This window comes from Pseudarthrobacter sp. HLT1-3 (assembly GCF_059383535.1).
In genome coordinates this window covers 157,777-182,879 of record NZ_JBWZCJ010000004.1, presented here as the reverse complement: position 1 = coordinate 182,879, position 25,103 = coordinate 157,777, and the positions used below count along the sequence as shown (strand labels likewise).

Here is a 25,103-nt window from a genome sequence, read left to right as displayed (position 1 = left end):
CCTGTCAAGAGTCTATGCGCATGAATTACGCTTCGCGGCCATTGTAGGCAGTTTCTTCCCATTCTTGGCGTGGGAAGCAATCGGCCTTCCGTCCCGGCTAGCCCACCTGAAGGGTCGGCCTGGGAGCCCCTGGCTCGCGGGTCCTGCCCTTGACGGAGCTGGCCGCCGGTTCTAAGTTAACTATATGAATCATGACCATCGATTTCTGAAGGAGACTCGCTTTCCGCATCTGTTTTCACCGATTCAGCTTGGTCCGATGAAGCTGCGCAACAGGGTCATGATGCCTCCCCACAATTCCGCCATCGGCAATCTCTGGGGCACGGATGAGAATGATGCGGCGCGGGCGATAGCCTATTTGGAGTCACGGGCCAAGGCCGGTGTGGCGTGGGTCGGCGGGGTCACCGGACGCATCCAGAACCAGTTCATTCCCGGCTTTGAGCCGTCGGGCGTCAGCGCCGAGACCAAGGGCTACTTCAGGCTCCCCTACTTCGTAGACCGGGTGCAGAAAGTCACGGAGACGCTGCATGCTGCCGGGGCGGTCGTCACGTGCCAAATGACCATGATTGGCGGGTTTCCGCACGCCCCCTCGGCCCGCGTAAGCTCCCCGGTGAACAACGTCATGCCACACGTGCTCACCGTCAGGGAAATCGCGTGGTTCGTGCAGGAGTACAAGTTCTCCGCCGGCCAGGCTCAGCTCGCGGGGCTCGACGGCATCGAACTACATATCAACCATGACGACATGTTGGAATGGTTCCTTTCGCCCCTGACAAACGTCCGCGAGGATGCCTACGGCGGATCGCTGGAGAACCGCGCCCGATTCGTCGTGGAGGTCCTCACCGCCATCCGCGAGGCCGTGGGCAGTTCGATGGCGGTCGGCGTCAGGTTGAACCTCAAGGAGGAGGTTCCGGGCGGGTATGACGCTGCAGGCGGCATCGAAATTGCCCAATACCTCGAGTCCACCGGGCTGATTGATTTCATCCACGCGGTAGTCGGCACGCCATGGGGGAACCCGAGCTACATCCAGCCGCACTTCTTCGACGCCGGGCAATGGTCGGATTTGGCCGGAGACCTCAAGCGCGCCGTGTCCCTGCCCGTGGTGCATACCGGGCTGATCAACACGCCGGAACTCGCGGAACGAATCCTGGCCTCGGGCACTGCCGACGTCGTGGGGATGGCCAGGGCCTACATCGCAGATCCCGAGATTCTCATCAAGGCCGCGGAAGGGCGCACGGAGGAGATCCGGCCGTGCGTCGGGGGCAATGAATGCATCAACCGCCGCTACGTGGACGGGCTACCCTTCGGCTGCGCCGTCAATCCCCATGCCAGCAAGGAAGTCGAGGGGCCATGGTTCCGCTCGGCCACCCCGAAGCGTTTGCTGATCATCGGCGGCGGCCCGGCCGGACTGGAGCTGGCCGGACTCGCAGCCGAGAGCGGCCACACCGTGGATCTCTGGGAGGCACAGGAACAACTTGGCGGCCAGCTGCGCATCGCCGTTGCCGCCCCGAAGCATGAACGATTCGGGACGTATCTGGATTGGCAGCAGAACCGGCTCCAGAATCTTGGCGTCAAGATCCGTCTCGGCCAGACGGGTACCGCCGAAGACGTCCTTGCAGAGGACGCCGACATCGTGGCCGTCGCCACCGGCGCTGCGGCGCGGCGTCCGCCGATCGCGGGGGCACAGAGTGAGTCCGTGCTGGAAATCCGCGATGTCCTCAACGGCAAAGTCGCTGTCGGTAAGCGTGTCATCATCGTGGCCCAGGATGACCATATGCCGCCGCTGGCGCTTGCGGACTATCTGAGTTCACGCGGCCACCAGGTGAAAGTCATTTACGCGACGGCGGGTCCGGCGCAGCTGCTCGGACGCTATATTGTCGGCGGTATCCTCGGCAGACTCAGCACGCAGAAGGTCCAATTCCGGTTCATGGAGGAAGTCACGGCCATCAATGCCGGAACCGTTAAGACTCGCAATGTGTACTCCGGCGTCGAGGAAAGCCTCGGCGGCTTCGATTCCGTCGTGCTGGCCTGCGGCGGCACATCTGAGAGCGCCCTCTTCGAAACTCTCCACGGAAGCCGGGACAACGTGCATCTCCTCGGCGACGCATTCGCGCCGCGCCGGCTGGTCTTCGCTACCAGGCAGGCTTATGCGCTGGCAAAACTGCTCTAAACAGCCCCTTTCCATGCTCCTCAAACCGATAGGAAAAGCCGTTGAGTGAAGAAACCCTGCCCGGGGCGGCGGGCCTCCCGGCCGGCAGCGACGCCACCGTTGGGCACCTGCCTCTGGATCTTGATGCGCTACTGGCTCCGCGCTCCATTGCGATCATCGGCGCCTCGGGGAACGGCTACGGGTACTCCGGACGATCACTGGCAAACTTGGTCCGGACGGGCTACAACGGCAGGATTTTTCCGGTCAACCCGCGCTACGAGGAGCTCGAGGGGTACCGGTGCTATCCGACTGTTGCCGGGATTGGCCAGCCCATTGACGCCGCGTACGTGCTGGTCCGGGCCGAACTCGTGGCAGATGCCGTGCGTGAATGCGCCGACGCCGGGGTCAAAGTCATCACGGTGTGTTCCGCGGGATTCGCAGACGACGGCGACGCGGGACGTGCACGGCAGCAGGAGCTTGCTGCGATCGCCAAAGCAAGGGGCAGCCGGGTGATCGGGCCCAATTGCATCGGAGCGGTCAGCGTGACGGATAACGTTGTGGGCTGTCCGACGTCGAACATCACGGACGCCTATACCGCTGGGAACATCAGCATCATAAGCCAGAGTGGCGGGATGGCCGTGAATCTCTTTAACAGGGCCCAGGGACGCGGGATCGGCATCCGCGGGTTTGTCAGTGTGGGTAACGAGTGCGATATCAACGTCGCCGAACTTATCGATGCTTTGGCCGATGATCCGGAGACCAAAGTGATCGCGCTATTCGTGGAGGAACTGCGCGACATTGCCGCGTTCAAGGCTGCAGTGGCCAAATCACACCGGGCGGGGAAGCCTGTTCTCGCGCTCAAGGTAGGGCGCTCCGATGCAGGCCAGCGGAGCTCATTGAGCCACACGGGTGCACTGGCTGGCTCCCACGCCGTCTTCCGGAACGTCATGCACCAGTTGGGAGTCCTTGAGATCGATTCGGTCGATGCGCTCATGGATACTGCCGAGCTCCTCACCAGGGTGGGGCTGCCGGCTTCCAACCGCCTGCTGATAGTTTCGCCGTCTGGCGGTGAATGTAGCTACGCGGCGGACCGCGCCACCGAGCTCGGGCTTTCCGTGCTCCCTCTTTCCAGCGCCACCGCCGATGAGCTCTCGCGGACCATGCGCTTCGGCACTCCCAGTAATCCGTTCGACCTGACCGGTCAGGTCATTGGGGATCCTGAATTCCTGCTGAAGGTTCTGGGCGAGCTGGAGGGCGCCCCGGAATTCGATATGGTCCTCTATGCCATCCCGACCTGGGGTCCGCAGGACAGCGAACGGCTGTTGACGCATTTCGTAACGGCGGCCGAGGCCAGCACGAAACCAACCGTAATTTCGTCCTGGACGGCGGCCCATCTGACGGAACGGGCCGAAGAATTACTCGCCGCAAGCCAGACGGCCCATTTCGGCTCCGTCGACGCTGCCCTCGAGGCCCTCGCCGGCCTGGCCCGCCTGGCCCGCCTGCGGCGGGACTGGCAGCCCGGCGGCGACGGCGCCGGCGTGCCGTTGCCCCGCCCGGCCGCCCTGACCGGAGATATCCCCACGGAGAACCAGTCCAAGGCTTTCCTGGCACTGCACGGCCTCGCGGTTTCGCGGGAGGTCCTGCTCAAGGACCCGGCGGAGGCGCCCAAGCGCGCAGCGGACCTCGGCTGGCCCTTGGTGGCGAAGCAGCTGTGCACCAATGTGGTGCACAAATCCGAGCTGGGGCTTGTCCGGGTCGGCCTGCGTGACGAAGCCGAACTCGCCCGGGTCATCGAGGATTTCGCCACGATAACGGCTGAACACGGACTGGAATCGCAAGGATTGCTCCTGACCGAGCTCAGGACAGGCACCGAAGTAATCATCGGCGGAGTCCGGGACCCGGCTTTCGGTCCCCTGGTGATGATCGGAGCAGGAGGTGTCCTCGCCGAACTGATGAACGACGTCGTATTCCGGCAGTGCCCCATTGATGTTGACGAGGCACGCGAAGCCCTCGGCCAACTGGCAATCGGACAGGTGCTGCACGGCTACCGGGGCGCTGAATGCGACGTGGAATCGCTGGTCGAAATGATTTCGCGGTTCTCGCAGATCTTTGCCGCCTCTCCCTGGCTGCTTCAGGCCGACCTTAACCCGGTCATGGTTTCATCCAAAGGGCAGGGCGGGGCTGTCATTGTCGATGCCGCCCTCGTCCTGGCACCCGCAGTCTGAAGGAGATAGAAAATGACACTCAAATTCGGGCTCGCCCTGATGAACGATTTCCCGCAGGGCATAGTGCCGGCGGACCGCATTCCCATGCTGCGCGAGCAGGTCCGGGCCGCCCGCGATGCCGGGATCGATTCAGTCTGGGTCCTGCAACACTATCTCGGCGGGATGCCCACGCTTCAGCCGGTGCACCTGCTTTCTGCGCTTGCCCAGGATGCTGGCGAGATGAAGCTCGGCACCAACATGTACATCCTTCCGCTGCGTCACCCGGTCGGCGCAGCGGAGGAATTTTCGACGTTGGACCACATCTCCGGCGGCAACGCAATCGCCGGTTTCGGCATGGGCTACCGGGAGAATGAATTCAAGTCGTTTGGCGTACCAATGGATGAGCGAATCGGGCGTTTTGAGGAAAGTGTTCGGCTGGTACGCCAGCTTTGGACCGGTGACCCAACAACGTTCCGGGGCGAGCATTTCCAGCTCGAGGACGAGAGCATCAGCCTGGTGCCCGTGCAGCAAGGAGGCCCGCCGATCTGGATCGGCGCCGGGGCGCACCGCACGGGGGCCGAGCGCGCTGCCCGGCTGGGCGACGCGTGGATTGTTCCCCCTCATGTCACGCCGGAAAAACTACAGGTAGTTCTGGGCCACTACCGTGCCGAGCGCGAACGACTTAACCGGGGCGAAGCCTCCGAGTTCGTGGTGCGGCGCGAACTGGTGCTGGACCCGGATGCCGAGCGTGCACGGGCCGTCGGCATCGAGGCGCGTAATTCCCTTTCCCGCGAGTACGCCAAGTACAACGCTCCCGACAAGACCGGAAACTATGCCCATCTGGCCACGGACCAGGCGGCGACCGAGACCGCAGACGCATCGTATCTGTTTACTGATCCGGCGACCGCCGTCGTCGCGCTGAAAGCGCTTGAGGCGCAGGGAATGACCTACATCGCTCTGCGCATGCAGTGGTACCAGCTCGGCCAGGAGCAGGTCCTCAAGACACTGGAACTGTTCAAGAACGAAGTCCTGCCGTCCTTTCGCTGATCTACCCGCCTGCTACATCCCGAACATGAAGGACTTACCATGATCTATCCCGTCCTGAAGGACAAAGTTGCCATCGTTACCGGCGCTGCCATGGGAATGGGGGCGGCTACGGCCAAGCTATTCGCCGCAGCCGGCGCCCAGGTGGTGGTCGCTGACTTCAGCGAAGACCAAGGACGGCAGACTGCCGCCGAGATCGAGGCCGCAGGAGGGGAAGCGTTTTTTGTCAAGGTTGACGTTTCCAAGTCCGGACAGGTCCAAGCAATGGTGGAGAGCACTGTCGCCAGATTTGGCCGGCTAGATGTGGCTGTGAACAACGCGGCGCTGACCCCCGACACCAGACCGATTCAAGACCTCGATGAGGACTACTGGGACAGGCTGATGTCCGTCAACCTCAAGGGGGTCGCGCTCTCCCTCAAGTACGAACTCCAGCAGTTCACCAGGCAGGGCAGCGGCGGATCCATCATCAATATTTCCTCGGTCAGAGGATTCCGTGCTGCCGCCAATGCGGCCGCCTACGTCGCAGCCAAGCACGGCGTCATCGGGCTGACAAAGGTGGCAGCCCTCGAACATGGCGGACAGAACATCCGGGTAAACTCCGTCGCCCCTGGCGCCATCGACACGCCGATGCTGCGGGCTTCGTTGGAACGAAGAGGGCAGACCGAAGCCGACTTTGCGCCCCAGATGAGCATGCTGAACCGGATCGGCCGGGCCGATGAGGTGGCCCAGGCAAGCCTCTGGCTGGCCTCCGATCAATCCTCCTATGTCACCGGGAGCGTGATTCACGCCGACGCCGGCTACACCAGTAGCTGATCCGCGCGGATCCTGCCTCTCAGACGGATCTTGCCCCCGCTTCCGTGCGGTCCGCACGGAAGCGGGGGCAGGATTTTCCGTGGCCGCACCGCCCTATGAGTGGCCCGACCACTCTCCGCAGGGGTGTGGACGCATAAGTCAAAGCGCCATGGGCAGCAATCGTAAGGTCTTACCTGTCGCTCCAAAACCGACAGCGGCGTTCTCACGGGCGACGGCGGCACGTTCCCCGGACGGCGTCCCGTAGGTGGTGGTCCGCTGCCGCGGATTGCGTCCAATGGCCCTGACCATGTCCTCCAGTTCGGAGACGGTCTTTTCCGAACCGTTGTCAGCGCCTGCCATCCGGCTGATCGTCTCCTCCATCAGCGTTCCGCCAAGGTCGTCCGCGCCGCCGCGCAGCATCAACTGTGTGCCCTCAACGCCGAGCTTCACCCAGGATGTTTGAATATGGTTGATCCGGCCGTGCAGCATCAGGCGCGATACGGCGTGGACAGCCCTGTTTTCCTGCATTGTGGGCCCGGGCCGTGCAACACCAGCGAGATAGACCGGCGAGTTCGTATGCACGAAGGGCAGCAGCACGAATTCGGTAAAGCCACCGGTTTCGTCCTGCAGACGGGACAGGGTCCGCAGATGCCCGACCCAGTGCGACGGGTTGTCGACATGGCCGTACATCATGGTGGAACTACTTCGGATGCCGATCCGGTGCGCGGTCTTGACGATGTCGATCCAGGTTGCGGCGGGCAGCTTCCCCTTAGTCAATATCCATCTCACCTCATCGTCCAGAATCTCAGCGGCCGTGCCCGGAATCGTGTCGAGGCCGGCCGCCTTCGCTTCCAGCAGGAAGTCCTCGAACGATAGGCCGGTCCGCGAGGCGCCGTTCACAATTTCCATGGGGCTGAACGCGTGAAGGTGGATATCCGGCTGCCGTTCCTTGACAGTCCTGGCAAGATCGAAGTAGGCCGTACCGGGAAGATCCGGGTGGATGCCGCCCTGCATGCAGATTTCCGTGGCGCCGATGGACCACGCCTCATCCACGCGATCGCCGACCTGCTTCATCGACAGCGTGAACGCGTCCGCGTCCGTTTTGCGCTGGGCAAAGGCGCAGAAACGGCAGCCCGTGTAGCAGACATTGGTGAAGTTGATATTGCGGTTGACGACGTAGCCGATATCGTCCCCGACGCTCTCAAAGCGGATCTGGTCCGCCAGTAGCGCAAGGGCATCCAACTCCGCACCGTCCGCAGTCAGCAACGCAAGATAGTCCGCGTCAGACAAACCCGCAGGATCATTCTCCGCCCGCCGAAGCGCTGAACGGATTTCCGCGTTGCTGCTGCCGACCTTGGCAGGCTTCGAGGCAAGGACCTCCTCCCGCAGCGCCGACCAGTCCCCGTACACATCATCGAAGTCGCTCCGGCGGTCACCGGTGCGTCCGGTCGTATCGATCTCGGTGTGCAGGTTCACCCTGCCGACGCCGGTCTCTGCCCAGTCCGGGTCCGGTTCCTGCCACGGTAGCCCGACCGGCAGTCTGCCTTCAACAGCCAGCCCCTCGGAATCAGCGAGGGCGCGGACATGCGGGAGGACCCTGGGGTCAATCCACGGTTCTTCGGTGCGCACGAAATGGGGGTGGGCGGTAAGCCGCTCGCGCAAAGTGAATCCAGCGTCCGCGGTCAGCCTGGTCAGGTCCTCGATATGCGGCCAGGGACGCTCGGGGTTGACGTGGTCCGGGGTAAGCGGGCTAACCCCGCCCCAGTCATCGATCCCGGCCCTCACCAACAGGGACAGCTCGTGCCCGTCGGTGAGATTCGGCGGCGCCTGCAGCCGGGCCTGCGGTCCGAGAACCAGCCGTGTGACCGCCACCGCCGCCGCGTACTCCATCGTTTCCAGATCCGTTGCCCGCATCATTGCCGTCGCCGGCTTGGCCCGGAAATTCTGAACGATGACTTCTTGGACATGGCCATGACGGCGGCTGGCCGCCCTGATCGCGAATATTGCGTCCACCCTTTCCGCGTACGTCTCGCCGATACCGAGCAGTACTCCGGTCGTGAAGGGTACGTTCGAACGGCCCGCATCCTCGAGCACCCTCAAGCGCACCGCAGGGTCCTTGTCAGGGGATCCGTAATGCGGACCGCCCTTCTCCGACCAAAGGCGTGCCGCCGTGGTCTCAAGCATCATGCCCATCGAAGGGGCCACCGGCTTGAGCCGCTGGATCTCCTCCCAGGTCATGACCCCGGGGTTCAGATGGGGCAAGAGACCAGTCTCCTCGAGGACCCGGATCGCCATGGCACGAAGGTAGTCGATCGTGGAATCGTAGCCGTGCGCATCAAGCCACTCACGGGCAACGGGCCAGCGGTCTTCCGGCCTATCGCCAAGTGTGAACAGGGCCTCCTTGCAGCCCAACGCCGCTCCTTGGCGAGCAATGTCAAGCACCTCGTCCGGAGACAGGAAGGGCGCCTTCCCTGCTTTCGCCAGTTGTCCCGGTGTGGTCACGAAGGTGCAGTAGTGGCAGCGGTCCCGGCAAAGATGCGTCAGCGGGATAAACACCTTGCGTGAATAGGTGATCACCCCCGGGCGTCCAGCCTTCTCCAGACCCGCATCGCGGACGCGGGAGGCCGCCGTCAGCAATCGATCCAAGTCCTCGCCGCGGGCATGGAGCAGCGTCTCGGCTTCGACAGCGTTCAGCACCACTCCGTCATCGGCCCGCCGGAGTGCCCGCCGGATCGCAGTTGTGGTCGGCACGAATGATTCCGATTCAGACACTATCTAACCTCCGATGCGGGGATCCGCGGCGCAGGAGGTCTCCGGAGGGAACCACCTGTCATTAGCCGTGAAACCTGCACTTCTACTAGCCGTTATTATGATAATAATTCACCTTTATTCTTGAGAGCCCAGACTTCCTTGTCAAGAGTCGTCCGGGGCTGGCGGCGCGAAGACCCATCCAGCGTGGCGCCCCCGGCACTAATCTCTAATAACGGTTACCATGTTTATGATAGCGGATCAGCAACGGCGGTCCTGGGCTTCCCCAAAGTGCCCGCTGAGCCGGTCCCCGCCGCACTAAGGAGGAAGATATGTCCCAGCAGCAGACCTTGGCCGGACGTCTCCGGCTCGGTTATAAGGCGTCGGCTGAACAGTTTGCCCCGCGCGAACTCGTTGAGCTAGCCGTTGCCGCCGAAGTCGCCGGCATGGATTCCGTAACAGTATCGGACCACTTCCAACCCTGGCGTCATGAGGGCGGTCACGCTCCGTTCTCGCTGGCCTGGATGGCCGCAGTGGGCGAGCGCACGAAGCGTGTTCAGATTGGCACCTCGGTCATGACGCCCACTTTCCGTTACAACCCGGCCGTGATCGCCCAGGCGTTCGCCACCCTGGGCTGCCTCTACCCCGGACGCATCATGCTTGGTGTGGGCACCGGAGAGGCACTCAACGAGGTTGCCACCGGCCACAAGGGAGAATGGCCAGAGTTCAAGGAGCGGTTCGCCCGCTTACGCGAAGCAGTCAGCCTGATGCGAGAACTGTGGACCGGCGAGACCACGGACTTCGACGGCGACTACTACAGTACCCGCGGAGCCTCGATCTACGATGTTCCCGACGGAGGAATCCCCGTATACATTGCTGCCGGCGGTCCGGTTGTCGCCCGGTACGCGGGACGCGCCGGCGACGGCTTCATCTGCACCTCTGGCAAGGGTATGGAGCTCTACACGGACAAGCTGATGCCCGCGGTCGCGGAAGGCGCCGCTCAGGCAGAACGCGACGTCGCCTCAGTGGACCGGATGATCGAGATCAAGCTCTCCTATGACACTGACGCCGATCGCGCGTTGGAAAACACCCGTTTCTGGGCCCCGCTGTCGCTTACGCCGGAACAGAAGCACTCCGTCGACTCCCCCCAGGAGATGGAACGCCTCGCCAATGAACTGCCGATCGAGCAGGTCGCCAAACGCTGGATCGTGGCGTCGGACCCCGACGAGGTCGTCGTACAAATCAAGCAGTACCTCGATGCGGGACTTAACCATTTGGTCTTCCACGCACCGGGACATGATCAGCGCCGCTTCCTGGAGCTTTTCGCCCGCGACCTCGAACCGCGCCTCCGCGCCTTCGGCTGAACGGCCGACGGCAGACCACGTCGCGGGAAGTGCAGGCTCTTCAAAGGACGGGCGGGTAGAGGTCTTCCTCTACCCGCCCCTCCTTTTGCTGTGGTGCCCATGAATCAATTCAGGAAACGCCCCAGTCCGACCTTGTACAGCCAGGCCGGACTGGGGCGTACTCATTCAGCGGCTGACGGAGCCGGTGAGGGAAGCGATCGGACGAAGGAAGAGCGGCCGTGCGAGGACCCAGGCTGCGATCATGACGACAAGGGAGGCGGCGAAGATCAGGAATCCCGCCCAGCCCCCGTCGTCGCTGGAGGCATACATGTGGTTCAGGTTCCGCAACGCCCCGGTCGCCAGCACCAGGGTCACGTGGACGATGACGAACAACACGAAATAGACCATGACCGGCAGATGGACCGCCCGGGCCGCCTCGATCGGATAGATCTTGTTGAGCTTCTCGGCTCGCTTTGGCCACGCGGGCGACATTCTGAGGCCGGTGATCAACGCGAGCGGAGCAGCAATAAAAACGGTGGCAAAGTAGGCAAAGAGCTGAAGACTGTTGTAGTTGACCCAGCCGTTCTCGGTCGGCCAGTTCAGCGAGGCGTACTGGATCGCCGTCGAGACCGCGTTAGGGAACGCGTCCCAGCTCGTTGGGACGATGCGCGTCCACTGTCCGGTGGCTAAAAGCAGTATGAAGAAGACGATCCCGTTGAGGACCCAGAGCGCGTCGAGGCTGAGGTGGAACCACAGGTCAAGGCTGATCTTCGCCGGCGGGTTCTTCGTCCGGACCAGGCCCTTGTTATTCCTCGTCCAATACGCCTTCGGACGGGTCGTGGTCCGGACCTGCCAGCCGGACCGGATGATCAGGAGGATGAAGAACGCGTTGAGGAAGTGCTGCCAACCCAGCCAAGCGGGAAACCCGACCGGCGCGCCCTCAGGCAGTTCCGTGTGGCCGGGAAAGTCTGCCATGAACGACTGCACCTCCGGAAGGCCCCTGAGCCACTTGGCCAGGAGCACTACAAGCAGCAGAGCCACGAGGGCAAGGGGCACAATCCAGATGAGCTGGGACCACTTGCTTTTCTTGCTCTTCGTGACCCCGGACAGTTTCGTTGGTGTGGACATCGAGCAACATTCCTCTCGAGAATTATCAGTGCAGCATTGAATGGGGGCGTCGTTTGGTGGAGTGGCACCGGGGTGCGTTTTCTTTCCACTGGCGAAGGGGACTCACGCCCTCGCCTGCTCCGGCCGGAGCAGGCGAAGGCGAAGGCGGAGTGCCTATGTCAGTTGGCACGCGCTTCGATCGCATCGATCAGTTGCGGCACAACGGTGAAGACGTCGCCAACGATGCCGAAGTCCGCGACATCGAAAATCGGGGCGTCAGCATCTTTGTTGATTGCGACGATCGTCTTTGCCGTCTGCATTCCCGCCCGGTGCTGGATCGCGCCGGAAATGCCCAGTGCGACGTAGAGTTGCGGCGAGACGGTCACGCCGGTCTGGCCGACCTGCGAGGCCTGCGGCACGTAGCCGGCATCCACCGCAGCTCGGGATGCGCCCACAGCCGCGCCGAGGGCATCGGCGAGCCGCTCGACCAGCACGAATTTCTCCTTGGAACCCAGACCGCGGCCCCCTGAGACGACTTTCGCCGCGCCGCGAAGTTCCGGCCGCTCCGAATCCCTGACGGGTTCGCTAACCCCGTCGATTACAGCGGAATTGCGGGCGATTGCCACGGACACGGTGGTGACGTCCGGTGCCGCTGCGGGCGCCCGGTCCTCGATCGCCCCCTGTCGAACAGTCAGGATCGGCAGGCCAGCCTCAACGGTTGACTCAACGGCATAGGCGCCGCCGAACGCCGAGTGGGTGGCGATAATCCTCCCGCCATCGAAGCACACGTCGACGGCGTCGGCAATGAGTCCGCCACGCGTGCGGACCGCCAGGCGGGCGGCGACTTCTCGACCCTCCACAGAGTTCGAGACGAGAACCGCGGCCGGCTCGAGCGCCGCCACTGCGGCACCGAGCGCCTCCAGCTGCGGGGTCACCAGCAGTGTTCCGACCGCATCGCTCTCGCCGACATAGATCCGGGCGGCGCCGAGCGATCCAAGCTCGTCGACGAGCCCGGCCCCGACACCGGGCGCCGTGGCAACAACGGCCACCGGAGTGCCGAGCTTCGCGGCCGCGGCAAGCAACGCAGGTGCGGTGTTGCTGATCTTGCCTGTGCTTGAGGTTTCGATGAATACCAGTACATTTGACATTTTAGTTTCCTTGCGTCAGATCAGGCGGCCGGCAACGAGGAACTCCGCAAGCTCATTACCTGCGTTCCCCTCATCGATGATCTTCTTACCGGCCGTACGGGCCGGGCGCTGGCTCGTGGTCACGACAACCGAACGACCCGTACCGGCGAGGGCCGACGGGTCGACACCGAGATCGCGAAGCGATACGGTCACCAGGGGCTTCCGTTTGGCCATCATGATGCCTTTAAAATTCGCAAACCGGGCCTCGGCCGAACGCTCGGTCACCGAGACCACTGCGGGCAGCGAGGCATGTGCGGTCAACGTTCCGACTTCTTCCCTACGCTCGCCACTGACAGCTTGCTCCGAGATTTCCGCAGAGTTTAGGGAGCCAAGGAACGGCAGGCTCAAGTGCTCGGCCACCATTGCCGGTACCACGCCGCCCCGGCCGTCGGTGGACTCATTACCCGCAATAACAAGATCGAAGCTCGAATTCTTCAGGGCCGCAGCGAGGACCTCCGCGGTCCACCCCACATCTGACCCGGCCAGCGCGTCGTCGAGGATGTGTACCGCGGAATCCGCCCCCATCGACAGCGCTTTGCGCAACGCTTTGGTTGTGGACGCCGGACCCATGGAAAGAACCACGACCTCGGTCCCTTTGTGTGAATCCTTATAGCGCAGCGCCACTTCCAATGCCCGCTCATTGATCTCGTCGGCGACGTTTTCACCCGTCAAGCGGTCGAGCAGGCCCGTCGCCGGGTCAAGCTTCCTTTCCCACTCGGTGTCTGGCACCTGCTTCACAAGCACGATGATCTTCATTGCTTCGCTCCTCTTGCTACATCAGCCTCGAACTGGACCCTTGAGAGTCAAGCTTACCGAAACCATACTATTTATTACCATCTATTTGGAACAGGGATTGAATGTCATGCTTCCGACAGCCAGGCCCGGGCACGTCATTCCGGCTCGCCACGCATCACGGGCGAATCCCGAGGCGGCACTGTGGGCCTGAGTCAGCCGGGCCGAAATTGACGAGGGGCGTCCGGGGGGACGACGACACCAGACCGGAACTCCGAACTCGATCGTGAGGTCCGCGAGCTGCGCCGGGCGAACACGCTCCGCATTGAGCACGGGTCAAGGCCGATCTGTAACGTGCTGCAGACGGTCCCGGCACGCACTCCCGCCGCTCCCGGCCCGAGCGCACCCGGCGGCTGGAAGAAGCAGGCGCCGCGGCCTCCGTCGGACCCGAGAGCGATTCCCTCTTATCCGGCCAATGCGGTCGTTTCTGCGACTCACCCACTTGCCAAGGCGCAGATCTTGCTGACGTATTTGGATCACGAAGCCTCCACGGCGAGTGAGGTCACATCCCGTCAGCCGATTGCGATCAGTTTCATGCGGAAGTGTCCGGGAACAGGACAGCCCCGGGCAAGCTCACAAACCCTCAGCGGGCAGCCATCCCGGACGCTTCCGGAACAGCATTTTGCGCTGGTTTCAGCAGATCCCTGCGAACCGTGAAGAAGATCAGCGTGCCCGTCGTGATGGCCAGCGCCAGGGCACAGATCAAGGTGATGGCCCCGCTCAGGCCCATGGCCGGGACCAATGCCCCCGTTAGAAGCACGGTAGCCGCACCCGCGCTGTAACCGAACACATTCAACCGAACGAAACCCTTGGTCAGATCGTGATCCCGCATGTACTCGCGGGCTATCGACATCGCGGCCAGCTGGCTGGCCCCCTGTGAAGCGCCGCTCAGGACAGCCGAGGCAAACACCGCAGCAACCGAGGTTGCCAGGATTCCGTAGCCCAAGACGGCAGCTCCGGCAACGCCCAGCGCCATCCCCCAATAAGATTTCGCTTGAAGCGATGACCGGGTGAGTGCGAACTGGATGAGAAGGCCAGCCGCAAATACCATAGACACCATTCCGCCTGCGGCAAGTCCTGTATTGATTCCGAGTTCCGAGGCCAGATACACCGAGCCGACGGACATATGGATGGAACAGACAATCCCGGAGGCGGTGAATACCGGCAAGGCCAGACTCAGCTGTGGCGGACGCCGGTCACCCGAGCCGATCCGGCCGCTCACCGGCTTGGCCTGAGCTGCCGGGCCGAACAGAGGAGGCGCCGGGGCCGGCGGTCGACTCAGCGCCACCGCCACGCCGGCACCGAGCAGAAGGACGCCCTCGACGACGAACACACTCACTGCCGGATTGATCACCAGGTCAATAAAAGCGCCGCCCATGACTGGCCCCAAAGCAAGACCCGCCGTGATTGAAAGTGCTGCCACCCAATGACCATTCACTTTTCCTCGCGCCGCGTAGTGCGCGGTCAATGTTGCAGCACCATAGGAAACAACAATGCCGGAGGCCAATCCGCTGAGGAATCTTGCCAACGCCAGATGCCATGGTTCCGTGGCCACGCCAAAGAGCGCAGCAGCTGCGGCGGCAATACCCAAGGTCGTGGCCATCGACCATCGCGATCCACGACGCCCAGCGAACCCTGCCAGTACCAGCAAACCGCACAGCACACCAACCTGGTACGCGGCAAAGAGGACCGTGGTCGTGGACGCGGTGAAACCCATCTGGAGCTGCCACAGTGGGTACAGCGGTGAGGGAATATTGGATAAAAGAAAAACCACGAACAGTGCATAAGCAAGTCGCATGAAGTTGCCCCGTCTCCGGGATTCAGCCCGGTTATCCGCGCTACATAATTGGTATTCCGACAGTTACAAGCACAGCGGGCCCTGGAATGCCAGTCGCTTAGGAGTCAGAATGCCGGTGTTGAAAACCGTCTCGGGCGCCTCCGGCAACGCGACGTCCTGCCACCGGCTTGGTCGGCGGTCCGGCTGTTAAAGCCGGGCCCAGGGATGCAGGTCCACTGCTCTGGCATCAAGCGGTGGACCTGCTGTCGGGGCGTTGGTCAGAGGTAGGCCTTCAGCCAGGCGCTGCCGTTCTCAGAGTAGAGCGCCTCCGGCCAATCTGCCGGACGATGGTCGCCGTAGGCGCGCACGCTGTTGCGGTCGGCAAGACCTTCGGAGTACTCCGACACCGGCAGGTAATACATGTAGGACATCAACCGGTCCGCGAACTGCCATTGGCCGTTCATGCGGCGGTATACATCTTTGTAACGCAGCGCGACCTGCATCGCGACGCCGTTGCGGGCCACCTCTGCATGCGAGGACAGCAGCCCGGTCGCGGTGTCCGGATCGGCGTCGTCGAACCGTACGACATGTCCGTGCGTGTAATGGTTGGTCGGCCCGAGGGCATCAAACCGGCCGAGGTAGGTCTTCACGATCTCCTCGATGCCGGCCGCAGCGAACACCCCGTCCTGGGATCGTAGGGTGGCATCCGCTGCGAAGATCTGACGGATACCCCCTTCGTCGCGTTCATCCATGATGAAGCCATAGAGGATCGCGAGCTCCTGGATCGCTGCGCGATCCTCCATTCTCCCCATCCGGGCCTCGACTGACAATTTTGTTGCCATCTGCCACTCCTCGCTCTTTGATCTAGTTTTTTACTTTCAAACACCGGTCTGACCTTGCAGTGAAGTACACCACATGTGTAGGTTAATTCATAATAACTAATAGCAGGTTCAATGGAAAGGGTCACTATGTTGGTGACGGCCAGGCGGCATCCCGAGTTTCAGCAGAGCTGTGCTTCCCAGCGGCTTAACGGCACCCGCGGCATGTTCGGTTACCGGCTTCCCTTCCTTCCTCACGGTGGCTTCGGGCCCCTCAGGAAAGGACGGTAGCCCGTGATCTCCGCAAACTCTAGGCATGCCCGGATGCATGTGACTGATCAATGGCAGTCCCTCGCCGGAACCGTTGTCGAAGTCAGGATTGGTGGGGAGTTGTACCGAGACGGATTCGTCGATGCGGCCATGGCCGACGCCTCCGGCTTTTGGCTGGCCGCCGATGGCGCGGATACCCGAGAATTTATTGACGTGGCATCCGGGTATCAGGTTTGGACGAGTCTGTATCCTCGCTCGAGCGGGGATTAGGACCACCAACGACGTAAGTCCCGGATGCTGCTAGAGCACTCCGCTGAATCCTCCGAGTGTCCCTCCCAGGCTCCCGGAGGGGACGCTGCGGAGATCAGCTGTCAGAGAACTGCTGACAGGCGTGCAACGCCCAACTTGCCAGAATTGAGTATCGGTGGCCGCCCCGCGCTGACCATGAACTGCGAAAGCGAAACGCAGATTATGTGCCGTGCGAGTTCGAGATGAGTCCCGAGTCCTTCGAGCCGGCCAGCCAGCACAATACCCAAAAGCGCGCGCGGCAAAGGAAAAATCATCTTCACGTCCGAGCACCTCGTCGAGATTGCAGGCGTTCGGGAAGTTTCTGTCCACATCAATCCGCGCTGATCGGGACGCTGTGTGCGAGGAGACGGCTCATGCCCTTCAGCCTTGGGCGACCGTAAGTCCCTGCATCGGTGGTTGCGCAATCGCTTCAGTGTCCCCGGCCAATACGCCGGTGGGCAAGCACACGGTCTTGCCCTGGGAACCTATGTAGCCGCCCGCTTACGGCGATGTGAACATGATGATTCGGTTCTCGGTGGGCCGGGTACCCCACCACACCAGTCTCCGTCGCGGCCAAAGCACTTGTCGTTCACATCGAGACAGACCAGGCGAATCATGGGCTGCCCTGATTGTGGTGTCATCGGTGCGGTCGAACGCTTCGATACGCGCGTTGCAGCGCGAACACCGTCAGCGCGCCGCGGATCCGGCTTCCGCGACGACTACCGCACGTATCGGCCCATGGCACCTGCGGGATCGCGGGACTGAACCTGCGTCGGCTTCTCAACCTGGGAGTCCGGAACAGCAACGGGGGCGGGGTCCTGGCCTGAAGGGCATACTGCTACCCCTGAGTCGGATTTCCGCACCGGAGCCCATCCCCCAGCGCCCTTTTGGATTTCCCAGACCTCGGACGGAACCCGCGGCAAGCGCGCACAACGACAGCCCTCGCACTCGCACCGGCCAAGAACCGGACAGCGACGCCACAAACGCCCCAATTCAGCAGCCTCCTGGGCCCAGGCCCACCAGTTGGGTGTGGCGGTCTGGCAGTCCATGCGTCGTAATTGTTCGCCTCAGCGCAGGGGCTGACCCGGTTTGGCATAAACGCGGATCGTGAGCAGCGTAGCCAAAGTGATGATGGCGGCCGTGATAAGGAAGTATGCCGGCGATCGAGGGTCACCGGTCTGCATCACCAAAAGTTGCACCACGAATAACGCCGGGCCACCAAAGATCGCGCCTCCGATGTTGTAGCCTATGGCGAAGGTTGCCATCCGGGTCCGTGAAGATGTGAATTCAGTGAAGAAGCAGATGACCACCGCGACGCCGCCCCCCAGTCCGATCGCCATGATTCCAAGGCCCAGGATGACCAACCCGAGCGAACCGGAGGACAGCAGCATGAACATCGGCCAGCTCAGCACCAGGAAAAATAGGGAAGCGCCTATGGCAACCTCCTTGCGTCCGATGTAGTCGGAGAGCAGGCCGATCAGGGGATGGAATATCACACTCAGGGTCAACCCGATTGTGGTGGCAAGGAACGAGTCTTGACTGGAGAAGCCCTGTCCCTTTAGGTAAGTCGGGAAGTAGGACAGGAACACGAAGTTGGCCGAAAATGTCAAGGCCACAACGGCAATGCCCTGGATGATCAGCTTGGGGGTCTTGGTCAGCGCTTCGCGCAGAGGAGTCTTCGACAGCGCGCCTTCCTTACGCAACTTCATGAATACAGGGCTCTCCTCCAGACGCAAACGGAGGTAGACCGCTACACCGCCCAACGGCAGCGCCAGGAGGAAAGGAATGCGCCATCCCCAAGTATCAAACGATTCCTGCGGAACCCAGACGGTGACCAGCAAAACCACGAAGGATGCGAGAAGAAAAGAAAAAGTAGCACCGCTTTGCAGAAATGCGGTGTAAAAGCCGCGACGGTTTACGGGCGAATGTTCGGCAATATACGTCACCACGGAAATGACTTCTCCGCCGGCGGAGAAACCCTGGGCCAGACGTAGCAGAACCAAAAGGATCGGCGCCGCAATCCCGATGGCAGCCTCCCCCGGCAGTACACCGACCAGGAACGTCGCCACTGAGATGGCAGTTACGGAGATGACTAGAATCGTCCGCCGCCCGACGCGGTCGCCTAGAGGACCAAGGATCAGGCCACCCAGAGGCCGCATCACGTTGGCGACTCCAAACACTGCAAAGGCGGAAAGTATGCCGACAGCCGGGTCGGTGGAGGGGAAAAAGATCCGCCCAATTGATGCCGCCAACAAGCCGTAAAGTGCATAGTCGTAGAACTCCACAACCTGTCCGGCAACGCCACCAGCAACAATTCTTCGCATATCTCTGCGTGACGCTGCTGTGATTCCATCCTGGGAACTTTGGAGATTCCCCGTCGAAAGCGTCATTGCCCCGACCTCTCTTGTTGGTTAGCTGGCAGAAGCGCCAGCCTAAGGCTCGCAAACCTATAATAACCATTATTATAGATTATCCCTGATCGGGCAAGCGCTCCTCCGTCCTGGTGCATCGGTGTTGGTGCTGCGGTGAACACTGCGTAATGAGGCCGGCCTAGACGGTCGCGGTCATCGGCTGTGGCGGGCTGGGTTGTGCGCACGCGACGACAGCGGTCATCCGTCATTCGGATGACCGCTGTCGTCACTGCATTTCAACTGATTACGGGAGCTGGATCAGTTTGGTTTCGTGGAACTCGGCGAATCCTTCGAGGCCGCCCTCGCGGCCCAGCCCGGACTGCTTGTATCCGCCGAAAGGCTGCAGCACGTTCATTCCCCAGGAATTCACAGAGATCTGACCGGTACGCACCCGCCGGGCTATTGCCTCGGCCGTCGCGTCATCGCCGGCATAGACCGCACCGGAGAGCCCGTACTCAGTGCCGTTGGCCACCGCCACCGCCTCGTCGATGGAATCCACCGGAATCACCACGATGACCGGGCCGAAGATCTCCTCCTGCGCGATCCGCATATCCGGGGTGACATCGGCGAAGAGAGTCGGCTGAACATACCAGCCGGCATCCAGACCCGGCGGCCGTCCGCCGCCGGTTACCAGTCGGGCACCTTCCTTTTTCCCGATTTCGATGTATTCCTCCACCCGGGTGCGCTGGCGTTCGGCCGCTAGCGGGCCGATCAGCGTTTCGGGGTTCCGCGGATCCCCGATCGTGACAGACTCCATCACAGCCCTGATCCGCTCCACAATCTCGTCCTGGCGGGAGCGCGGGACCAGGATCCGGGTCAGCGCGGCGCAGACCTGTCCCGAGTGCCCGATGCCGTAGAAAACCAGCTCCGGGAAAATGCGGTCCAAGTCCGCGTCCTCGGTGATGATGGCCGCGGACTTACCCCCCAGTTCCAGGGTGACCCGGGCGATGCGCTCCGCGGCGATGCCCATAATGGTCCGGCCCGCGGCGGTGCTGCCGGTGAAGGTGATCATGTCCACGTCCTTGTGGCGGACCAGGTATTCCCCGACCTCCCGTCCTGCCGGCAGCAGGCTGATCACGCCTTCGGGCAGGCCCGCGGCCTCAAGCGCCTCGGCAAAAATCATCATGCTGATCGGGCCTTCCGGTGCCGGCTTGACGACCACGGTGCAGCCTGCCGCCAGGGCCGGGGCGAACTTCAGCGACGCCGTTGCCACCGGCCCGTTCCAGGGCAGGACCACGGCCACAACGCCGATCGGTTCCTGCACCAGCTTCCCCCGCCCCCCGGGCCAAGTGCGCTCCTCCTCAAAGCTGAAGCGCTCATGCAGGGTCACCACGTCTTCCCAGACCTTCACCGCGTTTTCGTGGAAGGCGTTACTGGCGGCGGCCGGGGCGCCGACGTCGGCAGTGAACGCCGCCGACATCTCCGGGATGCGCTTCTTGATTTCCTCGCCCACCCGGACCAGGGCCGCGGCGCGTTCGGCCGGGCTCATCCTCGGCCAGGGGCCCTCGTCGAAGGCCTTGCGGGCCGCAGCGACCGCGACGTCCATGTCAGCGTTCTGCGCCTCCGGCACGCTCGCGACGACCCTGCCGGTAATCGGGGAAACCACCTCGATCACGGCATCGCTGGAGGGGGCCACCCAGGCGCCGCCGATAAATAATTTGTCATAGCTGGGCAGCTGATCCGAGGACTCCGTCGGTGATGCTGCAGTGGTCACTGTCATGTCTGCTCCTCTTGTGGGGTTCGTCCCCGTTGGTTGCTCTTGACGCTTTTGATGTCGACGACAAAGGTGCCCGGTTATTTACCGCGCAGCGGACGCCAACTCGGTTTCGCTGGCGCCCGGTTCTCCTGCCGCACCAGAGCCGTTCCTGAGCCAGTCGGCGAGGCGCTCACCGATCATGTAGGCGGTCAGGTTGGTCAGGCCGGTGGTGACATTGACCATGACGGAGGCGTCGGCGATGTAGAGGTTCTCGGCGCCGTGCACCGCCAGATACTGATCCACGACGGCCCCGGGATCACCGGCCGGACCCATCCGGCAGGTGGCCGCGGCATGTAGCGAGGTGGAGGCCAGGCTGCGGATATAAGCTTCGAGCCTGGCGTCATCGGCCACGGTATCAGCGTCGAGGAAGCAGATTTCCTGGATTTCATCCGCCAGCGGGGCAGAGGTGATCATGTCCCAGGACAGCCGCAGGGATTCCTTCAGCCGTTCAATGTCGCTGGGATCAGAGAGGAAGTTCACATGCAGCTCCGGCTGAACCTTCGGATCCGGTGAGGAGAGCGTGACCCAGCCAACAGAACGCGGCTTCGCCAGCAGGTTGTTCATCATCAGCGCCTTGGCGCCCTTGGTATCGGCCGGGATGTTCATCGTCGCCGGATCCAGCACCGCAGCGAAGATCATGACGTCATCAACAACGTTGCCGATGCTGCTGCTGTACTTCAGCTGCGCGCGCACACCGTTCTTATCGGTTTTCTCCTTCAGCAGCGCCACCATCGGAGCGAAAGGGTGGTCTTGGAGGTTCCTGCCCACCGCTTCGTTGATGATGACCGGTTCGATGCCCTGCTTTTCGAGGACGCCGCGCGGGCCCACACCGGAGAGCATCAAAAGGTGCGGCGTGTGGAAGGCGCCGCCGGCAAGAACCACCCGATCCGCGCTGATGGTCTCGATCTTTCCGTCGCGCTCGATCTGGACGCCGACGGCGGTTGTGCCGTTGAAGAGCACGCGGCGGGCCAGCGTGTTGGCACGAATGCTCAGGTTGGAGCGGTTGCGGGCCTCGGCGAGGTAGGTCAGCAGTGAGCTGGCGCGCAACTCATCGTCGCCGAGCAGGTTCCGTGGCACCGCGCCGTAGCCGGAGGAGGATTCGGCGTTGAAGTCCTCCACCTTGGCGAAGCCGCGGTCCGCGCAGGCCTGGCCAAAGGCCCGGGCGCCGGCGGACCAGTTTTCCTCGAAGTGGCGCATGATCGGCACCGGCCCGGTGGAGCCGTGTCCCGGGGCGTCGGGGAAGTCCAGGTCATTTTCGAGCCGCATGAAATAGGGGAGCGTCTTTTCGTAGGACCACTCGGGGTTTCCAGCGGCCACCCAGACATCCAGATCCTCCTTGGTGGCCCGCTCGGCGATGGCGGCGTTGACGGACGAGGAGCCGCCAACAATACGGCCGCGCGCATACGGCATGGCCTCGCGCGCTTCCTGCGGCTCCAGGAAATACGCCTTCAGTCCCCAGTCATGCTTCTCGACGCTCATCTCGCCGGCATCACGCACGTCCTCAGGCACGAGCGCCAACTCTTCGTAGTCCGGCCCGGCCTCAACCAGAATGACATTCTGGTCCGCATCTTCGGTCAGCCGTGCTGCGAGGGCGCCGCCGCCGCTGCCGGCACCAATAATCACTGTGGTTATCGCCATAGAATGCTCCTTGATGGGTTGACTTGTTGGGTCGACGCGCCTGCTTCGCCCCGGCATTGCGGAGCGGCAAACTTTGAAACGGATGGTGGTTGGGACTGCGTGGCGGACGGCGGGCACTGGCCCGCCGTCCGTCTCGCGCGCTGAGGATCCAACTGCAGAATTACCCGGTCGGGTGCGGCCTAGCTCAGAACGAATCCTTCGTAGTCCGCTTTGGCCACCGCATCACAGGTTTCACGGTAGGCACCAAAACCGCCGGCATAGGGCATGAACACCCTGGGCTTGCCGGGAACGTTGGCTCCCAGGTACCAGGAGTTCGCTTCCTTAAAGAGGGTCATCCCGGCAATCGCGTTCACCTGGTCCACCCAGCCGTCCTCTGCCGCCGGGGAAGCTTCGGAACGGCTCAGCCCCAGCTGCTCAACATGCGCTATGTGTTCCGAGATCCACTCCACATGCTGCTCGATCGCCGAGACCATATTGGTCAGAACGGACGGTGACCCCGGCCCGGCCACGATGAAAAGATTGGGGAACCCCGCCGTCGACAGACCCAGATAGGTGCGGGGTCCCGCAGCCCACCTCTCCCGCAGTGAGATTCCCCCGGCACCCTTGATTTCCGGCTTCAGAAGCGCGCCGGTCATGGCGTCAAAACCGGTGGCGAAGACGATCGCATCAAGCTCGTACTCGGCGTCCTCCGTCTTCAGCCCCCGTTCATCCACTCCTACAATGGGCGCACTGCCCACATCTACGAGTGAGACGTTGCCGCGGTTGAAGGTGGCGTAATAGTCGGAGTCGACGCAGATCCGTTTGGTGCTCACAGGATAATTCCGAGGCTTCAGCTGATCCGCGATCTTGGGATCATCGACGATGGAATCGATCTTGGAATGGATGAATTCGGCCAGGGTGTCGTTGGAGTCTTTGTTCACGATCAGGTCCGCGTATGCGGCCCCGATCCTGAATCCGCCCTGGTCCCAGTGTTCTTCATATTGCGCTCGGCGTTCCTCCGGGGTGGCGTCCATGGCCATCGCTGAGTTACCGAGGAAGGGCAGCCCGGTGGGAGAATGTCGGGCGATCTCCCGTCGTTCCCGATACGTGGCCTTGATCTCCCGCAGGACCTCGGGGTCCAGCGGGGCATTTCGGGCCGGAACACTGAAGCTTGGTGTCCGCTGGAAGACAGTGAGGTGCTCGGCCTGCGCGGCAATTTCCGGAATGACCTGGATGCCCGAGGACCCGGTTCCAATCACGCCGACCCGTTTGCCGGTAAAGTCCACGCCTTCCTGAGGCCAGGCACCCGTATGGTAGATCTCCCCCGCGTATGAGTCCATGCCGTCGAAGTCGGGCACGCGGCCATTGGACAGGCAGCCAGTGGCCATAATGACGTACTTCGCCCTCAAGGTTTCACCGCGGCTGGTCGTAACGGACCAGCTGTTGGCCCCGTCGTCGAATGCCGCGTCCGTAACTTCCGTTTCCAGCTCAATGGAACTGCGAAGATCGAACCGGTCCGCCACGTGGTTGAGGTACTTGAGAATTTCAGGCTGGGTGGGATAGCGCTCTGTCCACTCCCATTCCTGTTCCAGCTCGGGTGAGAAGGAATAGGAATAGTCCGGGCTTTCCACATCGCAGCGGGCCCCGGGATAGCGGTTCCAGAACCAGGTTCCGCCTACGCCGTCCCCGCGTTCGAAAACGACGGTGGAGAGATTCTGCTGGCGCAGGCTGTGCAGCATGTACAGGCCCGCAAAACCGGCACCGACAACAACGACATCCACTTTACGCTGGGCAGTCATCGGGCGGCCGCCGTCTTGAGTTTGGCGCGGACTGACTGAGCGACGAAATCCATCGCCTCGGCTGATGCCGGAAGCACATTGACCATGGAGAAGAAGCCATGCATCTGACCGGGCCAACGGCGATGCTCGGTCCGCACGCCCGCCTCTTTTAGCCGTTCCACGTAGGCCTCGCCTTCATCACGCAATACGTCGTGCGCGCCGGTGATGACCAGCGCCGGAGCCAGCCCTTGCAGGGACTCCGCGCGAAGCGGTGAGGCCTCATGGTGGGAGCGGTCCGCGACATCGGGAACATAATGATCCCAGAACCACTGCATGAACTCGGTGGTGAGCAGCGTCTGGTTCTCTTCCTCCAGATATGAGCCCCTGGTGAAGTCGGCGTCGGTGACGGGGTAGATCAGGATCTGCTGGGCCAGGGCCGGGCCGTTGTTGTCTCGGGCGCGCAATGCCATCACTGCCGCAAGATTCCCGCCGGCACTGTCGCCGCCGACAAACAGCGGCACCCGGGTTCCGGCCAGTTGCTCCAGATGCTCGTCAACCCAGCACAGGGCGGTCCAGGAATCCTCGACGGCGATCGGGTAACGGGATTCGGGTGCCTTGCGGTAATTCACCAGCACGACAGCGCAACCGGACTTCTCCGCCAGCTGCCGGCCCAAGGTGTCAAAACTGTCGATGTCGCTGAGGACCCAACCGCCGCCGTGCAGGTATACGAAGACACCCTCGGGCCTGGCAACGGGGACATGAACGCGGATGTCGAACTGACCGCCATCGATCCCGGTCAGCGTACGGTTTTCCGTTTTCTGCATTTCCGGGCCGCTGCCGAACATCGCGGTCATGCCAGCGGCTGCCGCCCGGGCCTCTGCGGGTTCCATTTCCCACATGGGTTTCGCGTCAGTGCCAGCGGCCTCGGCGGCTGCGGTCAGGAATGCTGTTGATGCGGAATCAAGTGCCATCTTCAAGTCTCTCTTCGTTGAGGTAACAGGACGGGCGCGTGGAAATAGTAGGGCAGA

The 25,103-nt window shown here is 62.6% G+C and carries 16 protein-coding genes; 5 read left to right on the top strand and 11 right to left on the bottom strand.

Annotated elements, in window-relative coordinates:
- Positions 1 to 184: 184 nt before the first annotated feature.
- From AC50X9_RS05465 to AC50X9_RS05450, 4 genes are read left to right on the top strand one after another with little or no spacing between them, the layout of a single operon-like run.
- Positions 185 to 2,164, top strand: a complete 1,980-nt coding sequence (locus tag AC50X9_RS05465; protein WP_494891095.1) for an oxidoreductase — start codon at positions 185 to 187, stop codon at positions 2,162 to 2,164.
- A 41-nt stretch (positions 2,165 to 2,205) separates the two neighbouring features.
- Positions 2,206 to 4,368: an acetate--CoA ligase family protein gene (locus tag AC50X9_RS05460; RefSeq protein WP_494891093.1), complete on the top strand. Its 2,163-nt coding sequence runs from the start codon at positions 2,206 to 2,208 to the stop codon at positions 4,366 to 4,368.
- A gap of 12 nt (positions 4,369 to 4,380) precedes the next feature.
- Complete coding sequence (locus AC50X9_RS05455) at positions 4,381 to 5,394, top strand: LLM class flavin-dependent oxidoreductase (protein ID WP_494891090.1); 1,014 nt, start codon at positions 4,381 to 4,383, stop codon at positions 5,392 to 5,394.
- Between the two features lie 39 nt (positions 5,395 to 5,433).
- Positions 5,434 to 6,204, top strand: coding sequence for an SDR family NAD(P)-dependent oxidoreductase (locus tag AC50X9_RS05450; RefSeq protein ID WP_494891085.1), 771 nt, complete (start codon positions 5,434 to 5,436; stop codon positions 6,202 to 6,204).
- Between the two features lie 138 nt (positions 6,205 to 6,342).
- Here the strand turns inward: AC50X9_RS05450 and AC50X9_RS05445 are convergent, their stop codons facing one another.
- Complete coding sequence (locus tag AC50X9_RS05445; protein ID WP_494891083.1) at positions 6,343 to 8,934, bottom strand: bifunctional FO biosynthesis protein CofGH; 2,592 nt, start codon at positions 8,932 to 8,934, stop codon at positions 6,343 to 6,345.
- A gap of 329 nt (positions 8,935 to 9,263) precedes the next feature.
- On the opposite strand from AC50X9_RS05445, the gene fgd reads away from it, so the two are divergent.
- Entirely contained in the window at positions 9,264 to 10,295 is a 1,032-nt protein-coding gene (gene fgd / locus AC50X9_RS05440) for a glucose-6-phosphate dehydrogenase (coenzyme-F420) (RefSeq protein WP_494891081.1), read from the top strand.
- 165 nt (positions 10,296 to 10,460) lie between these two features.
- On the opposite strand, the gene AC50X9_RS05435 is transcribed toward fgd, so the two are convergent.
- From AC50X9_RS05435 to AC50X9_RS05390, 10 genes are all read right to left on the bottom strand, one after another.
- Complete coding sequence (locus AC50X9_RS05435; RefSeq protein WP_494891079.1) at positions 10,461 to 11,402, bottom strand: cytochrome b/b6 domain-containing protein; 942 nt, start codon at positions 11,400 to 11,402, stop codon at positions 10,461 to 10,463.
- A gap of 158 nt (positions 11,403 to 11,560) precedes the next feature.
- Positions 11,561 to 12,529, bottom strand: coding sequence for an electron transfer flavoprotein subunit alpha/FixB family protein (locus AC50X9_RS05430; RefSeq protein WP_494891077.1), 969 nt, complete (start codon positions 12,527 to 12,529; stop codon positions 11,561 to 11,563).
- Positions 12,530 to 12,544: 15 nt separating this feature from the next.
- Positions 12,545 to 13,324: an electron transfer flavoprotein subunit beta/FixA family protein gene (locus tag AC50X9_RS05425; RefSeq protein WP_494891075.1), complete on the bottom strand. Its 780-nt coding sequence runs from the start codon at positions 13,322 to 13,324 to the stop codon at positions 12,545 to 12,547.
- Positions 13,325 to 13,943: 619 nt separating this feature from the next.
- Positions 13,944 to 15,158, bottom strand: coding sequence for an MFS transporter (locus AC50X9_RS05420; RefSeq protein ID WP_494891074.1), 1,215 nt, complete (start codon positions 15,156 to 15,158; stop codon positions 13,944 to 13,946).
- A gap of 257 nt (positions 15,159 to 15,415) precedes the next feature.
- Positions 15,416 to 15,979 carry a nuclear transport factor 2 family protein gene (locus AC50X9_RS05415; RefSeq protein ID WP_494891073.1) on the bottom strand — a complete coding sequence of 188 codons (564 nt, stop codon included), beginning with the start codon at positions 15,977 to 15,979 and terminating at the stop codon, positions 15,416 to 15,418.
- Positions 15,980 to 17,580: 1,601 nt separating this feature from the next.
- The gene (locus AC50X9_RS05410; protein ID WP_494891071.1) at positions 17,581 to 18,903 is read right to left on the bottom strand and encodes an MFS transporter; all 1,323 of its coding nucleotides are present in this window, start codon (positions 18,901 to 18,903) and stop codon (positions 17,581 to 17,583) included.
- A gap of 265 nt (positions 18,904 to 19,168) precedes the next feature.
- On the bottom strand, positions 19,169 to 20,644 hold the full coding sequence (locus AC50X9_RS05405) for an aldehyde dehydrogenase (protein ID WP_494891069.1): 1,476 nt from the start codon (positions 20,642 to 20,644) through the stop codon (positions 19,169 to 19,171).
- 78 nt (positions 20,645 to 20,722) lie between these two features.
- The gene (locus AC50X9_RS05400) at positions 20,723 to 22,318 is read right to left on the bottom strand and encodes a GMC family oxidoreductase (protein WP_494891067.1); all 1,596 of its coding nucleotides are present in this window, start codon (positions 22,316 to 22,318) and stop codon (positions 20,723 to 20,725) included.
- A 179-nt stretch (positions 22,319 to 22,497) separates the two neighbouring features.
- The gene (locus AC50X9_RS05395) at positions 22,498 to 24,096 is read right to left on the bottom strand and encodes a flavin-containing monooxygenase (RefSeq protein WP_494891065.1); all 1,599 of its coding nucleotides are present in this window, start codon (positions 24,094 to 24,096) and stop codon (positions 22,498 to 22,500) included.
- Positions 24,093 to 25,046 carry an alpha/beta hydrolase gene (locus AC50X9_RS05390; RefSeq protein ID WP_494891063.1) on the bottom strand — a complete coding sequence of 318 codons (954 nt, stop codon included), beginning with the start codon at positions 25,044 to 25,046 and terminating at the stop codon, positions 24,093 to 24,095. The genes AC50X9_RS05395 and AC50X9_RS05390 overlap by 4 nt, the downstream gene beginning before the upstream one ends.
- Positions 25,047 to 25,103: the final 57 nt, after the last annotated feature.

Excerpts from the sequence above, each read along its gene's own strand:
- AC50X9_RS05425 (WP_494891075.1), bottom strand. The coding sequence starts at position 13,324 with ATGAAGATCATCGTGCTTGTGAAGCAGGTGCCAGACACCGAGTGGGAA.
- AC50X9_RS05405 (WP_494891069.1), bottom strand. The coding sequence starts at position 20,644 with ATGACAGTGACCACTGCAGCATCACCGACGGAGTCCTCGGATCAGCTG.
- AC50X9_RS05465 (WP_494891095.1), top strand. The coding sequence starts at position 185 with ATGAATCATGACCATCGATTTCTGAAGGAGACTCGCTTTCCGCATCTG.
- AC50X9_RS05430 (WP_494891077.1), bottom strand. The coding sequence starts at position 12,529 with ATGTCAAATGTACTGGTATTCATCGAAACCTCAAGCACAGGCAAGATC.
- fgd (WP_494891081.1), top strand. The coding sequence starts at position 9,264 with ATGTCCCAGCAGCAGACCTTGGCCGGACGTCTCCGGCTCGGTTATAAG.
- AC50X9_RS05455 (WP_494891090.1), top strand. The coding sequence starts at position 4,381 with ATGACACTCAAATTCGGGCTCGCCCTGATGAACGATTTCCCGCAGGGC.
- AC50X9_RS05395 (WP_494891065.1), bottom strand. The coding sequence starts at position 24,096 with ATGACTGCCCAGCGTAAAGTGGATGTCGTTGTTGTCGGTGCCGGTTTT.
- AC50X9_RS05410 (WP_494891071.1), bottom strand. The coding sequence starts at position 18,903 with ATGACGCTTTCGACGGGGAATCTCCAAAGTTCCCAGGATGGAATCACA.
- AC50X9_RS05400 (WP_494891067.1), bottom strand. The coding sequence starts at position 22,318 with ATGGCGATAACCACAGTGATTATTGGTGCCGGCAGCGGCGGCGGCGCC.
- AC50X9_RS05435 (WP_494891079.1), bottom strand. The coding sequence starts at position 11,402 with ATGTCCACACCAACGAAACTGTCCGGGGTCACGAAGAGCAAGAAAAGC.
- AC50X9_RS05415 (WP_494891073.1), bottom strand. The coding sequence starts at position 15,979 with ATGGCAACAAAATTGTCAGTCGAGGCCCGGATGGGGAGAATGGAGGAT.
- AC50X9_RS05420 (WP_494891074.1), bottom strand. The coding sequence starts at position 15,158 with ATGCGACTTGCTTATGCACTGTTCGTGGTTTTTCTTTTATCCAATATT.
- AC50X9_RS05390 (WP_494891063.1), bottom strand. The coding sequence starts at position 25,046 with ATGGCACTTGATTCCGCATCAACAGCATTCCTGACCGCAGCCGCCGAG.
- AC50X9_RS05450 (WP_494891085.1), top strand. The coding sequence starts at position 5,434 with ATGATCTATCCCGTCCTGAAGGACAAAGTTGCCATCGTTACCGGCGCT.